This is a genomic window from Escherichia sp. R1 (genome assembly GCF_003000935.1).
In the GTDB taxonomy this organism is placed as follows: Bacteria; Pseudomonadota; Gammaproteobacteria; order Enterobacterales; family Enterobacteriaceae; genus Escherichia; species Escherichia coli.
Genome location: NZ_PSRU01000004.1, coordinates 194,805 through 207,676 on the forward strand (window position 1 = coordinate 194,805; position 12,872 = coordinate 207,676).

Here is a 12,872-nt window from a genome sequence, read left to right on the forward strand (position 1 = left end):
CAGGCAAAACCTGGAAAATTTCTTAGTTTTGCCGGATATGAAGTGAAAAGGTGAGATGCATCACGCTTCTCGCGGTGTCTGGGCGTTCAAAAAGGGCAGTAATAGCAGTGCGGAAATCCCGGCGGCGATGGCGATAACCACAAAAAATCCGCTCCAGTGCCAGGTATCGAGTACTTTCGCCAGCGGCCAACCAGCAAGCGACGCACCAAGATAAGCAAACAAGCCGACAAACCCCGTCGCCGCCCCTGCCGCCTCTTTGTGGGAACACTCTGCCGCCGCCATGCCGATTAACATCTGCGGGCCAAAGACAAAAAAACCAATGGTGAAGAAGCAGGTTGCCTGCATCACGTAGCTGGCAAATGGCATCAGCCACAGCGAGCCGACTGAAAGCAAAATTCCGGCGGCGAAAATCAAATTCATCGGCCCGCGGTTGCCGTTAAACAGTTTGTCCGAACCCCAACCCGCTACCAGCGCACCGATAAATCCGCCCAGTTCAAACATTGTCACTGCCGTATTCGCCGTGACCAGATCGACGCCCAGCGTCTCGGACATATACAAATTGCCCCAGTCGTTTATCGCCGCCCGGACCACATAGACCAGCACATAGCAAAACGAAAGCAGCCAGATATACGGATTCAGCAACACATATTTGGTGAGGATCTCTTTACGCGTCAGCCCTGCCCCTTCTTGTTGTTGAGCAATCTCCAGTGCGTCGTGCCGCCATTCACCAACCGCCGGTAAACCTAACGCCTGCGGGCGATCGCGCAGCCGCCAGCAGAGAAAAATCCCCACGACTATCGCCATACAACCCGCAATCATCATCCCGGCACGCCAGCCGTAATGCAGCGCGCTCGCTGCCATCACAATGGGAATGAGTGCGCCGCCGACGTTATGTGCCGTGTTCCATAATGCCCACCAACCGCCGCGCTCGGTACGAGAATACCAGGCGGTTAACAGACGCGCACACACCGGTGAACCCCAGCCCTGGAAAAAGGCGTTCAACACCCAAAGCACGGCAAACGCCCATAGCGACGTCGAGAAGCCAAACAGAATGTTGATAATGCCCGTGGCAATAAGCCCTATCCCCATAAAATAACGGGCATTTGAGCGATCGCTGACAATGCCGGAGACAAACTTCGACACGCCGTAGGTAATGTAAAACAGGGTCGCTAACAGGCCAATATCGCTACGGCTGAGCACGCCGTTAGCAAGGATTTCTGGTACGGCGGCGTTAAAACTTTTACGCGTGAAGTAAAACAGCGCGTAACCCAGCCAGATGGTCAGCAGAATATGCCGACGCCAGTAGCGATAGCGGGCATCAATTTCATGTTTATCAGTCATTAATGGCGCATCGGCAGGCGCTTTCAGAAACGGCAACATCATCGAACCTTAGACATAACGTTGAGGTAGAGAAACGCTGACACGCGTGCCGTGCAGACAGGAAATGGTCAATGTGCCACCCAGCGCCGTTACGCGCTCGCGCATTCCGGTAAGGCCAAAACCGTGTTGCCCGGAATCTGGCGGTAAACCGCTGCCATCGTCTTCAATCACCAGCATTAACCGCTCATCATGCTGCCAGCCTTGCAGCGTGACCGCGCTGGCATCGGCATGTTTCACAATGTTGTTCAACCCTTCCTGGCAGACGCGAAACAGCGTCACGCGCTGGTTTTCGCTTAACGCTGATTCATCGATTCGCCATTCGAGATGGCTGACAATGCCGCGCCCTTCCAGCTCCATTTCCCGCATCAGTGAGCGGATGGCCTGCTCCAGGGTGAGATCATCCAGCTGGCGCGGACGTAACCGCCCTAACAAGCGGCGCACCGCGTCGTAAACGCCCAACGACAACTGTTCGATGAGCTGCCCGCTCTGTTTCACGCTGGCGTTATCCGCCGCGAGCCGCTGGACAATGCCCGCTTGAGTTCGAATAGCAGTAATGGTCTGACCGATATCATCGTGCAGCTCACGTGCCACATCACGGCGCACGCTCTCTTCGGTTTCCAGCAACCGTTCAGCGAGATGCTGATTGCGCGCCAGTTCCTTTTGCAGCGACTGGTTAAGTTCACGCAACCGCTGGATGCCAGCGCCCAGTAACAACCCTGTCAGACTTTGCACCAGCAGCGAGAGCAATAAATCCACCGGATGATCGCGCCAGGTTTGACTGGCGATCAGCGCGATGGCGTTCATCAATGTCGCAATCAGCGCTCCTTGCCAACCATAGTGCCAGGCCAGCGCGATAATCGGCAGCGCCAGACAGAATGGCGTAAAGCGCGACAGTTCGTCCGGCAATCCCAACTGGAGCCAGAGACTGATAACAAACAGCAGCAAGTACCAGACCAGATGCCGCCCACGCCAGTTGATTGGTTGAGAAACCAGTGACGGGCCGAGCGGCAGCCAGGTGTTATTGGCGAGATAGTGCCAGAACACCAGACATATCGGGGCCAGCGTCAGGCCGCCAGTTAAAGTCAGCAGTAGCGCATTCCACGACTCTTTGCCGTGCCAAAGCCAGGGCAGCGACTGCAACAACGCCGCCGCCGTTAATGCCGCACCCTGTAACAGCAAGGTGCGCCAGTCACGTTGATGGCGATAGCGCGAGATCAGCGCCACGGGCAGTAACGTCAGTAAACTACCGATCATCAATAAGGAGAAATGGGTTAAACCGACCGCCTGCGTTAACCAGTAAATCAGCAGCCACTCCGCGCCCAGCAACACCGGCCAGTATCCGCGCGGGCATTGCAGCATTAGCCCTAGCCGCAGGCCAAACGGAAATAACAGTACCGCCATATCAGGGCGCTCAACCAGGTGCAGGCTGATACTCCACAGGCAAAACCATGCGGCAGAGAAGATAAAAAAGCAGGCAATAACGGTAATTAAGCGGGAGAACAACGTCTTCATCACCAGCCATCAAACATGCGGCGCGCCAGTTCAACGTCGTTACTGACGCCCAGTTTTTCCATCAGGTTGGCGCGATGGACATGTACCGTTTTCGGTGACAAGCCCAGTTCGGCAGCAATCTCTTTCACCGCCATTCCTTGCGCCAGTTTTTCCGCCACCTGGCGTTCGCGTTTGGTTAGCGGGTCCTGGCGACCGGATGCCAGTTTAATGGCAATATCCGGCGTCAGATAACAGCCGCCCGTGGCAACCGTATGCACCGCAGCAATGAGTTCATCCGGGCTACAGCGTTTGGAGAGAAAGCCGCGCGCCCCCGCGTTAAGCGCCTGCTCAACCAGCGCCGGACTGTCATGAACGGAGAGCATAATTGTCGCCATGCCTTTCGGCAGCTGGCTTAGAAGCTCCAGACCGGAGATATCAGGCATGGAGATATCGCAAATACACACCTGCACACCGCGCCCCGGCAGCCCCGCCAGCGCCTCGCGCCCCGAACCAAACTCGGCAACTACCTGCAAATCAGGTTCCAGCCCCAGCAGCTGCGCAAAGCCGGAGCGGACGATAAGGTGATCGTCTATAAGGGCAACGGTGATCATGATCTTGTCCTGGCGGGTAATAAAACGCGCTTACCTTAACGATAAGCGCGATGTTGTTCAAGCCTTGAGCGGTTACTGAAAAAACACCGCAATCTTGTTAAACATGGTCGGATCGGACTGATTACGCTGCACTTTCACCACATCTTCCAGCTTGTCGATTTGGCTTATCATCTGCTCCAGACGCTGGTCGTCATTGACCAGTAGCCAGATGTGGCTTTTGTCGCTGTCCTGAATCGGCAGGCAGAGAATGCCTTCAACGTTAAAAGCGCGACGGGCAAAAAGGCCACAAACGTGGGTCATTACACCCGGATGGTTGCGAACGGTGAGTTCCAGAATCACGTTATCATGAGTTGTGTTTTGCATGGCTTATTCCCCCACCATTTCAGTATTCGCCGCACCTGGCGGCACCATCGGGTACACTTTTTCTTCGGCATCAATGCGCACATGGATCAGCGCCGGGCCAGGGCGATTGATGATTTCCTGCAATGCAGCCTGCGGATCGGCTTCGTTATTCAAATCACAGGTTTCGAGGCCGAATCCGGCGGCAATCTGCATAAAGTTGATTTTGCCCGGATAGGTAGCGGCAAAAACGCCCTGCTTGTAGAACAGACTCTGTTGCTGATGCACCAGCCCCAGCGCTTCGTTGTTCATCAAAATGATTTTAACATCCAGCTGATTTTCACTGGCGGTCGCCATCTCCTGAATATTCATCATCAGGCTGCCGTCGCCGGAGAAGCACAACACTTTGCGGTCCGGGTTCGCCAGCGCCGCGCCAATCGCCGCAGGCAGGCCAAAACCCATCGTGCCCAGCCCGCCGGAGGTCAGCCACTGGCGTGGGCGATTGAGCGGATAGGCTTGCGCGGTCCACATCTGATGCTGACCCACGTCGGTGGTGATAATCGCATTGTCATCGACACAGGCGGCAACGGCGTTGATCAGGCCGTAATGGCTTAATGGATCGCACGCTTTCGGGATTGGACACGGGAATTCACGCTGCAAATCCGCCACCAACTGGTGCCACTCTGCACGCGGTTGCGCTTCCACCAGCGGGATCAACTGCGCCAACACGTCATCAACATCCGCCTGAATTGCCACATGCGGTTGCTTGATTTTGCCCAGCTCTGCGCGGTCGATATCGACATGAATAATTTTGGCATTCGGACAGAACTGCTCGGTTTTGCCAATCGCCCGGTCATCAAAACGCGCACCGAGAACAATCAACAAATCCGCCTCCTGCAAAATATAGTTGGTGCTGCGCACGCCGTGCATCCCCAGCATACCCAGCGACAGCGGATGCGCTTTTGGCAACATACCCAGCGCCATTAAAGTCATGGTGGTAGGCAGTTGCGCTTTCTCCGCCAGTTCACGCACTCGCGCAGGCGCGTTGATCACACCACCACCCAGATAAAGCACCGGGCGTTTGGCGGCGTTAATCATCGCCGCCGCGTCACGAATACTTTCTTCGCTAAAGGCGGGTGCGGCGGCTTTTTCTGCCATAGCGGGCTGTGTTTCAATCTCAAAAACTGCCGTTTGCACATCCTTAGGAATGTCTATCCACACCGGGCCAGGGCGGCCTGATTGCGCAATACGGAAGGCATCGCTCATGACCTGCGGGAGTTCTTCGATATGTCTGACCAGATAGTTGTGTTTGGTGATGGGGATAGAGATGCCGTAGGTGTCGACTTCCTGGAAGGCGTCGGTGCCGATCATCGAGGCGGGAACCTGACCAGTGATGCAAATCAGCGGGATGGAGTCCAGCCTCGCATCGGCAATGGCGGTCACCAGGTTAGTCGCACCCGGTCCACTACAGGCCATACAGACCGCCGGTTTACCGTCGGTGCGCGCCATTCCCTGAGCGATAAACCCCGCGCCCTGTTCATGGCGAGCCAGAATATGGCGGATTTGCGTGCTTTGGCTTAAGGCATCGTAAACAGGCAGGATAGAACCGCCCGGAATACCCGTCACAATCTTAATGCCCTGCTGTTCCAGGAAATGAACGATAAATTCTGCGCCGGTAAAGCGCTTACGCGTCGATGTTGTGCCCGAACTTGCCATGCTCCAGTCCTTTTCTTCTGGGCCGACTTTCCGGGAGGAGCTTAAACGAAAAACCCCGCCCGGTTTGCGCCGGCGGGGTTTTGGAATCGTGTGTTGTTCCAGTCCCTACGGCGCATTGCCGACGACCACCACCACACGCACGACGACCACTGCGGCGGATGGCGCAGTTGGTAGTAGTTTTGCGTTGAACATGGAAGTAGTCATTGGGGACCTTGTTGGTTTTGTGTTTAACAATATTTATACAAGCACAGCTTTACAGGGGAGACAATGGAAAATTTTTCTTCCGGATAAAAATACGTGGCAGATCACATTTTGAACTGAAACTCAGGCAATAAAGCATCATCACCTGAAAGACGGTCAGATTGTTGACAGAGTGCGCCTTATTCATGTCGAATACAGCGTAAACACCTTACCCTACCAACCGCACCATCACTGTTTCCGGCAACATTTATTGCCGCTTTTGTTTACATATTCTGCCGCTAAACAATTCCCCATTCCTGGCGTATATCTGGCTAACATTCATCAATGTGATAGATTCCTCTCCCGCATTTATGGGAATGCGTAGTGACTTATTCTAATTATTTTTATAAAAGCATCCGTGATAATGAAAAGGCATAGAAACGTCAATTTGTTATTGATGTTGGTATTACTCGTGGCCGTCGGTCAGATGGCGCAAACCATTTATATTCCAGCTATTGCCGATATGGCGCGCGATCTCAATGTCCGTGAAGGGGCGGTGCAGAGCGTAATGGGCGCTTATCTGCTGACTTACGGTGTCTCACAGCTGTTTTATGGCCCGATTTCCGACCGCGTGGGTCGCCGACCGGTGATCCTCGTCGGAATGTCCATTTTTATGCTGGCAACGCTGGTCGCGGTCACGACCTCCAGTTTGATGGTATTGATTGCCGCCAGCGCGATGCAGGGGATGGGCACCGGCGTTGGCGGCGTAATGGCGCGTACTTTGCCGCGCGATTTATATGAACGGACACAGTTGCGCCACGCTAACAGCCTGTTAAACATGGGGATTCTTGTCAGTCCGCTGCTCGCACCGCTAATCGGCGGTCTGCTGGATACGATGTGGAACTGGCGTGCCTGTTATCTCTTTTTGTTGGTTCTTTGTGCCGGTGTGACTTTCAGTATGGCCCGCTGGATGCCGGAAACGCGTCCGGTCGACGCACCGCGCACGCGCCTGCTTACCAGTTATAAAACGCTTTTCGGTAACAGCGGTTTTAACTGTTATTTGCTGATGCTGATTGGCGGTCTGGCCGGGATTGCCGCATTTGAAGCCTGCTCCGGCGTGCTGATGGGCGCGGTGTTAGGGCTGAGCAGTATGACGGTCAGTATTTTGTTTATTCTGCCGATTCCGGCGGCATTTTTTGGCGCATGGTTTGCCGGACGTCCCAATAAGCGCTTCTCAACGTTGATGTGGCAGTCGGTTATCTGTTGCCTGCTGGCTGGCTTGCTGATGTGGATCCCCGACTGGTTTGGCGTGATGAATGTCTGGACGCTGCTCATTCCCGCCGCGCTGTTCTTTTTCGGTGCCGGGATGCTGTTTCCACTGGCTACCAGCGGCGCGATGGAGCCGTTCCCCTTCCTGGCGGGCACCGCTGGCGCGCTGGTCGGCGGTCTGCAAAACATTGGTTCCGGCGTGCTGGCGTCGCTCTCTGCGATGTTGCCGCAAACCGGTCAGGGCAGCCTGGGATTGTTGATGACCTTAATGGGATTGTTGATCGTGCTGTGCTGGCTACCGCTGGCGACGCGGATGTCGCATCAGGGGCAGCCTGTTTAAGCTCACGTCACCGCAGCATCGTCATCAGCTCCATGGGAGAACGATGCTGCTTTATCAGATCACGCATCACCCGCATATGCGGCGCGGAGTAAGAATAAAACGCCTGATAGCCCGCACAAAGCACGTTGTCTGGCGTCTCCTCCCGAGCGTGCGGGCACAGGCGATGCCAGTCGCACGCCTGGCAGCCACGACGCGGTTGCGGGTTTTCGCTGCCACACCATTTTTGTAGGGTGGCGTCAAAAAGCTCAATCGAAATACGACTGATATCTGCCCGTACCCAACACTCGAACAGGGCAATTAAAAATTTCCCCCACAGCTCTGCTGTCACCGAAGCGGCCGTCAGATCGCCCCGGTCATCAAATTCAAGATGGGGAATAAGCTGTACGGAGCGGATACCCCGTTGTTTGAAATTGTGATAAAAATCGGCAGGTTGCAGAGCATCCTTGTACTCTACAACCAGTTTATGCCTGTCCTCTTCAGCATCAATGACCTGACTTCCTGTCATGCGACTCTCTCAATAAATACGATAAGTTGATGTATATGCGTTACAGCAAACAGTATTGCGAGAGATAACACCGCGAGGGAGATCAAAAATTTGTCACGGACTACGTGAAATTGGGAAAAATCGCTATTCGTGACATCCATTAAATTGCGATTACGGGTGTAGTGCCAGAGGATCAGCGCCACAATGGCGAGAATGCCAATCGAAATCCAGAATAACATGCCCGCCTGGTGCCAGTTGTGTTTGATAGCCAACGCCATCAACGCGCCGTAGCCCAGCATGGTACGAAACCACGCCAGTGATGTACGCTCCGGCTGCAGCCCTGGGTCGGCAATGCGTCTGGCTTTGCGGCTATCCGGCATACAACACCAGTCCCATAACGATCACTGCCACGACCATCAATATTAAACTGATGATTAATAAGCTGTTGGTATAGGGCAGGTCCTCTTTCAGGCGCATCGCTTTTTCATTGCGTAACCAGCGCAAGTAGCCATACATCGCTAACCCGCCGGAAAACAGACACAACAACAACGCCAGCAGTTCGCGGATGACGGGCGTGGCGAAATCTGGCGCAAGTTGATCAAGCCCAACCCCCGCCGCCAGAAATCCTAGTGCAGTACGGATCCACGCCAGAAAAGTACGCTCATTAGCCAGCGAGAAGCGGTAATCGGGCGCTTCTCCGAGGCGGGAAATTTTCATTGTTGCTCCTTGTAAACTGTTCCTCGCCGAAAAATTAGGCCAGGAACAGCAATAATGCATCAGAACTTCTGTTTTTTCTCTTCCACCTTCACCCCTTGTGTCGGTAAACCGGTGTCATAGTCGCGTACCACTGGAGAATAACCATCCTGTGGGCGTGGACGAAACGCCCCCATCCAGCGCGGTTGTGCATCTTTGCGCCACGGACGCAGGTTCCATTGATAACTGCGGAACGGATCGCGAATTTTGTCCATGTAATCCAATAAGGCGTCATGCATTTTGCTGCGAACGTCGGCAAAATGGATATCATCGATCAGGTTATGCATTTCATTTGGGTCATTACGGCGATCGTAAAGTTCATCACTGGTGAAGAGGTTGAGCACCAGTTTAAAGTCATCCGTTACCCAGCAACGCACCGGAATAAAACCGCCAAAGCTGTCATGCTCAATCTCGTAGCGATTAAATTCCACCAACACGCCACGTGGTTCTTTTACGGCAAGGATATTTTCCCCCGGCAGAATCTCTGGTTTTTCAATATCTGCCAGCGCCATCATTGTCGGCAGTAAGTCAATATGACTGACTGGCGTATCGACCTGTCGCCGCTCCCCTTGCGGCGAACGGATGATCAGCGGAATGCGGGTGATGTCGTCATACATCGCCGCTCCTTTACTGATCAGCTTATGTGCGCCCATCATTTCGCCGTGATCGGAGGTATAAATAACCCACGTATTTTCACGTTGCTCTGGCGTTAAGGCATTGATGACCCGTCCGATTTGGTCATCAACAAAGTCATTGCAGGCAAAATAGAGCGGATGGTGATAAAGCCCGTCATCACCGACTGGCGATGGCATCGCCTGCGCCCATAAGCGGTGATGTTCCGGTTTGTTCGCCAGGTCATCCTCTGCTTTCTCACCCAGTTCGTAGTAAAAATCAGTGTATTTCTCTAAATACTCCACCGGACAGGTGAACGGGTGATGCGGCTCATCATACGAAATCACCATCAGGAAAGGTTCGTCGGCGCGCGCGGGCTGTTGCAGAAAACCCACCGCCCGATTGCTGATGCGGTGCGCCCAGGTGAAGGTTTCGTCAATATGGTTCGCCTGTAAATCCTCAACGCTGTTTAGGCCATTGCGCCACAGGCTAATCTCTTTCTCCGTCAGTTCACTAAGATAGTTCGCGCCATCGAACCAGTAATCAGCGTCCCACTCCGGCGGACACTCGCCAGTGCCGAAATAGTCATGTCCATCGAGATGCCATTTGCCGATGTAGCAGGTGTGATAGCCCGCATCCTTAAAGTAGCGCCCCATGGTGGAAATGTTTTTGCCCGGCGCGACGTTGTTGGTCCACGGGCCGGACTGGTTAGCGTAGATACCGGTGAATAGTCCGGCGCGTGCAGGTGTACAAACCGGTGAACAGGTGTAGGCAGAATTAAAGCGAATACCTTCTGCCGCCAGACTATCAATATTTTGCGTATTCAGCGGCTTACCGCTATAGCAACCGACCATATTGGTGGCCTGGGTATCGGTCATGATGAACAGAAAATTGGGGCGTTTCATAGGCTATCCTTCGCATCGGGAGTAAAGGTTACGGCTGGGTCGTGACGATGCCGCCAGCTGTCAAAAATCAGGTAGACAATCACTACGGCGGCGATGAAATAACTGATTATCGCTAACCAGCGCGTACCGTAGCCACCGAATTCAGCCAGCCCGGCATAGACGCCAATCATCGCGAACAGGATACCAATTGACGCAATCTTGACGTTTTTCCACGGTTTCATGTCCACCGCAAACGCATCTTTGAAGGTGAACGGCGTGGCGCGCGGTTTGATAAAACCGATCACCAGCATCACGACCACGTTGATGCAGAACGTACAGGCCAGCACATAGAGGAAATGGAAGTCGAACTTCACCAGATAGTTGATGGTGATGTAGCTGATTATGCCAATCCCCATCGCCACTTTTGCCGCCAGCGCCGGAATGCGCGGGAAGAAAAAGCCCATAATGATGATGGTAACCAGCGGCACGTTGTAAATACCGTTGAGCTGTTTCATCCAGCTATACAGCCCCTGCGGCGCGTTGGCGATCCACGGCGCGACCATCACCGAAACGATGGCGATAAAGAAACCAAATTTGCGCCCGACGGTGACCAGCTGTTGCGGCTCGGCATTCTGGTTAATGATGCGCCGGTAAATACCCATACTGAATAACGTACTGGCGCTATTCAGAAAGCCGTTGAAGGTACTGATCACCGCACCAAATAACACCGCACCGAAGAAGCCCACCAGTGGCACCGGCAGAACGTTATTGACCAGCGTCGGGTAGGCCATGTCGGCTTTCGGTAAATCCTGATACAGATGAAACGCAATCAACCCTGGCAGCACCAGTACCAGCGGGTCGAGCATTTTCAGCACCGCCGTTAACAGCGCCCCCTTTTGCCCTTCCGCCAGGCTTTTTGACGCCAGCGTGCGTTGCACGATGCCCTGATTTGTACACCAGTAAAAGGTGTTCACCAGAATCAAACCGGTAAATGCCGCGCCAATCGGCAAGGGATCGGTCGGGCCGCCGACTGAGTTTAATTTCTCGGCATGAACGGTGGTGAGTTGCTCAATGCCCTGCATAAAGCTGCCCTTGCCCATCGCGATCAGGCCAAATACCGGCACCATCAACCCGCCAATAACCAGCCCAATACCGTTAATGGAGTCCGCCACTGCCATTGCGCGCAGTCCGCCGATCACCGCATACAAAATTCCCGCCAGACCAAGCAAAATAACCAGTAACCAGATAGCCGCACCATCGGAAAGTTGTAGCGACTCACCCACATGAAACAGGCTGTTGAGCGCCAACGCGCCGGAATAGAGAACAATCGGCAGAAAGCAGACGCCGGTGGCAATGAGGAAGCAGAAGTCGATGATAATACGCGTCGTTTTATCATAACGTTCCTCCAGAAAATCGGGGATGGTGGCAATGCCGCGCTTCAGATAGCGCGGTAAAAAGATTAGCGCGAGGAAGATCAGCGTCACTGCAGAGGTGACTTCCCAGCCCATCACCGACATGCCGCTTTTGTAGGCCTGCCCGGAAAGGCCGACCAGTTGTTCCGTGGAAAGGTTGGTTAGCATTAACGAAGCGGCAATAACCGGCGCTTTTAGTGAACGTCCGGCAAGAAAATAGCCTTGTTGCGATCCGGTATCTGTTTTACGGACCTTCCACCAGGTGATGACCGCTACCAGCAGCGTAAAACCGACAAAACTCAAGATTTGTAACGAATTCATCTCATAGCCCTTATTTATGTTTATGTCCCGGACGCATGAATATAGGGAGAGGTAAAATGCGTCGGGTCAGGCAGTCAGATTCTTAAAATACAAACGTCGTATCCCTGAACGGATTGTTTTCTGTTAAGTTCAGGTTGTGAGCATAATTCGCCGGAGGGATATTAAAATGAATGGAAAATTGCAAAGTTCGGATGTAAAAAACGAAACTCCGTACAATATTCCCTTATTGATTAACGAAAATGTGATCTCCAGCGGAATTTCTCTGATCTCGCTCTGGCATACCTACGCCGACGAGCATTATCGGGTGATCTGGCCGCGGGACAAGAAGAAACCGCTTATCGCCAACTCATGGGTTGCGGTGTATACCGTACAAGGATGTGGGAAAATTCTTTTAAAGAATGACGAACAAATAACTCTGCATGGCAACTGTATTATATTTTTAAAGCCAATGGATATTCACTCTTATCACTGTGAAGGTTTGGTCTGGGAACAGTACTGGATGGAATTTACCCCCACCAGTATGATGGATATTCCCGTCGGTCAGCAAAGCGTTATTTATAATGGCGAAGTTTATAATCAGGAACTCACCGAAGTTGCTGAGTTAATTACTTCACCAGAAGCAATAAAAAATAATCTGGCAGTCGCTTTTCTGACGAAAATTATTTATCAGTGGATTTGTCTTATGTACGCAGTCGGTAAAAAAGATCCACAACGGCGGCAAATTGAAAAATTAATTGCCACTTTACATGCCAATCTACAACAACGCTGGAGCGTAGCTGATATGGCTGCCACGATCCCCTGTAGCGAGGCCTGGTTGCGTCGTCTGTTTTTACGCTATACCGGCAAGACGCCGAAAGAATATTACCTCGATGCGCGTCTGGATCTGGCGCTATCGCTATTAAAGCAACAAGGGAACTCGGTTGGCGAAGTCGCTGATACGCTCAACTTCTTCGACTCCTTTCATTTCAGCAAAGCCTTTAAGCATAAATTTGGTTATGCGCCGTCAGCTGTGCTGAAGAATACGGACAGGTAATAACCAGAATGGCGAGTGTGTAAATGACTCGATGATGTTCAGAAATA

The 12,872-nt window shown here is 53.0% G+C and carries 14 protein-coding genes; 2 read left to right on the plus strand and 12 right to left on the minus strand.

All coding sequences use genetic code 11. The annotated features are described in order from the left end of the window. Positions 1 to 60: 60 nt before the first annotated feature. From uhpC to ysdE, 7 genes are all read right to left on the minus strand, one after another. Positions 61 to 1,380 (minus strand): MFS transporter family glucose-6-phosphate receptor UhpC, encoded by a 1,320-nt coding sequence (gene uhpC, locus C4F37_RS06940; protein ID WP_001298006.1) that lies wholly within the window; start codon positions 1,378 to 1,380, stop codon positions 61 to 63. 9 nt (positions 1,381 to 1,389) lie between these two features. After that, on the minus strand, positions 1,390 to 2,892 hold the full coding sequence (gene uhpB, locus C4F37_RS06945; RefSeq protein WP_001314238.1) for a signal transduction histidine-protein kinase/phosphatase UhpB: 1,503 nt from the start codon (positions 2,890 to 2,892) through the stop codon (positions 1,390 to 1,392). Further along, positions 2,892 to 3,482 (minus strand): transcriptional regulator UhpA, encoded by a 591-nt coding sequence (gene uhpA, locus C4F37_RS06950; protein WP_000633668.1) that lies wholly within the window; start codon positions 3,480 to 3,482, stop codon positions 2,892 to 2,894. Before uhpA ends, uhpB begins: the two co-directional genes overlap by 1 nt. Positions 3,483 to 3,554: 72 nt before the next feature. Then, positions 3,555 to 3,845, minus strand: coding sequence for an acetolactate synthase small subunit (gene ilvN / locus C4F37_RS06955; RefSeq protein ID WP_001181706.1), 291 nt, complete (start codon positions 3,843 to 3,845; stop codon positions 3,555 to 3,557). 3 nt (positions 3,846 to 3,848) lie between these two features. Further along, complete coding sequence (ilvB, locus tag C4F37_RS06960) at positions 3,849 to 5,537, minus strand: acetolactate synthase large subunit (RefSeq protein WP_000168476.1); 1,689 nt, start codon at positions 5,535 to 5,537, stop codon at positions 3,849 to 3,851. A 105-nt stretch (positions 5,538 to 5,642) separates the two neighbouring features. Then, positions 5,643 to 5,741, minus strand: coding sequence for an ilvB operon leader peptide IvbL (ivbL, locus tag C4F37_RS06965; protein ID WP_001312198.1), 99 nt, complete (start codon positions 5,739 to 5,741; stop codon positions 5,643 to 5,645). Positions 5,742 to 5,985: 244 nt separating this feature from the next. Then, positions 5,986 to 6,060, minus strand: coding sequence for a protein YsdE (ysdE, locus tag C4F37_RS27730; RefSeq protein WP_211180519.1), 75 nt, complete (start codon positions 6,058 to 6,060; stop codon positions 5,986 to 5,988). Between the two features lie 81 nt (positions 6,061 to 6,141). Here ysdE and emrD point away from each other — a divergent pair, with 81 nt between their 5' ends. Further along, positions 6,142 to 7,326: a multidrug efflux MFS transporter EmrD gene (gene emrD / locus C4F37_RS06975; RefSeq protein WP_001332269.1), complete on the plus strand. Its 1,185-nt coding sequence runs from the start codon at positions 6,142 to 6,144 to the stop codon at positions 7,324 to 7,326. A 7-nt stretch (positions 7,327 to 7,333) separates the two neighbouring features. On the opposite strand, the gene C4F37_RS06980 is transcribed toward emrD, so the two are convergent. From C4F37_RS06980 to C4F37_RS07000, 5 genes are read right to left on the minus strand one after another with little or no spacing between them, the layout of a single operon-like run. Then, positions 7,334 to 7,831 (minus strand): radical SAM protein, encoded by a 498-nt coding sequence (locus tag C4F37_RS06980; RefSeq protein ID WP_000148045.1) that lies wholly within the window; start codon positions 7,829 to 7,831, stop codon positions 7,334 to 7,336. Next, the gene (locus tag C4F37_RS06985; protein ID WP_001113432.1) at positions 7,828 to 8,190 is read right to left on the minus strand and encodes a DUF202 domain-containing protein; all 363 of its coding nucleotides are present in this window, start codon (positions 8,188 to 8,190) and stop codon (positions 7,828 to 7,830) included. The genes C4F37_RS06980 and C4F37_RS06985 overlap by 4 nt, the downstream gene beginning before the upstream one ends. Continuing rightward, on the minus strand, positions 8,180 to 8,527 hold the full coding sequence (locus C4F37_RS06990) for a YidH family protein (protein ID WP_000703959.1): 348 nt from the start codon (positions 8,525 to 8,527) through the stop codon (positions 8,180 to 8,182). Before C4F37_RS06990 ends, C4F37_RS06985 begins: the two co-directional genes overlap by 11 nt. Positions 8,528 to 8,586: 59 nt before the next feature. After that, a complete protein-coding gene (locus C4F37_RS06995) occupies positions 8,587 to 10,080 on the minus strand; it encodes a sulfatase-like hydrolase/transferase (protein WP_001540116.1) in 1,494 nt (497 codons plus the stop codon). After that, on the minus strand, positions 10,077 to 11,792 hold the full coding sequence (locus C4F37_RS07000) for a solute:sodium symporter family transporter (RefSeq protein ID WP_001540118.1): 1,716 nt from the start codon (positions 11,790 to 11,792) through the stop codon (positions 10,077 to 10,079). Before C4F37_RS07000 ends, C4F37_RS06995 begins: the two co-directional genes overlap by 4 nt. Positions 11,793 to 11,958: 166 nt before the next feature. On the opposite strand from C4F37_RS07000, the gene C4F37_RS07005 reads away from it, so the two are divergent. Beyond that, a complete protein-coding gene (locus C4F37_RS07005; RefSeq protein WP_001540119.1) occupies positions 11,959 to 12,825 on the plus strand; it encodes a helix-turn-helix transcriptional regulator in 867 nt (288 codons plus the stop codon). The last annotated feature ends 47 nt before the right edge of the window (positions 12,826 to 12,872 follow it).

Excerpts from the sequence above, each read along its gene's own strand:
- uhpA (WP_000633668.1), bottom strand. The coding sequence starts at position 3,482 with ATGATCACCGTTGCCCTTATAGACGATCACCTTATCGTCCGCTCCGGC.
- C4F37_RS06990 (WP_000703959.1), bottom strand. The coding sequence starts at position 8,527 with ATGAAAATTTCCCGCCTCGGAGAAGCGCCCGATTACCGCTTCTCGCTG.
- ilvB (WP_000168476.1), bottom strand. The coding sequence starts at position 5,537 with ATGGCAAGTTCGGGCACAACATCGACGCGTAAGCGCTTTACCGGCGCA.
- uhpC (WP_001298006.1), bottom strand. The coding sequence starts at position 1,380 with ATGTTGCCGTTTCTGAAAGCGCCTGCCGATGCGCCATTAATGACTGAT.
- C4F37_RS07000 (WP_001540118.1), bottom strand. The coding sequence starts at position 11,792 with ATGAATTCGTTACAAATCTTGAGTTTTGTCGGTTTTACGCTGCTGGTA.
- ivbL (WP_001312198.1), bottom strand. The coding sequence starts at position 5,741 with ATGACTACTTCCATGTTCAACGCAAAACTACTACCAACTGCGCCATCC.
- C4F37_RS06980 (WP_000148045.1), bottom strand. The coding sequence starts at position 7,831 with ATGACAGGAAGTCAGGTCATTGATGCTGAAGAGGACAGGCATAAACTG.
- ilvN (WP_001181706.1), bottom strand. The coding sequence starts at position 3,845 with ATGCAAAACACAACTCATGATAACGTGATTCTGGAACTCACCGTTCGC.
- C4F37_RS06995 (WP_001540116.1), bottom strand. The coding sequence starts at position 10,080 with ATGAAACGCCCCAATTTTCTGTTCATCATGACCGATACCCAGGCCACC.
- C4F37_RS06985 (WP_001113432.1), bottom strand. The coding sequence starts at position 8,190 with ATGCCGGATAGCCGCAAAGCCAGACGCATTGCCGACCCAGGGCTGCAG.
- uhpB (WP_001314238.1), bottom strand. The coding sequence starts at position 2,892 with ATGAAGACGTTGTTCTCCCGCTTAATTACCGTTATTGCCTGCTTTTTT.
- C4F37_RS07005 (WP_001540119.1), top strand. The coding sequence starts at position 11,959 with ATGAATGGAAAATTGCAAAGTTCGGATGTAAAAAACGAAACTCCGTAC.
- emrD (WP_001332269.1), top strand. The coding sequence starts at position 6,142 with ATGAAAAGGCATAGAAACGTCAATTTGTTATTGATGTTGGTATTACTC.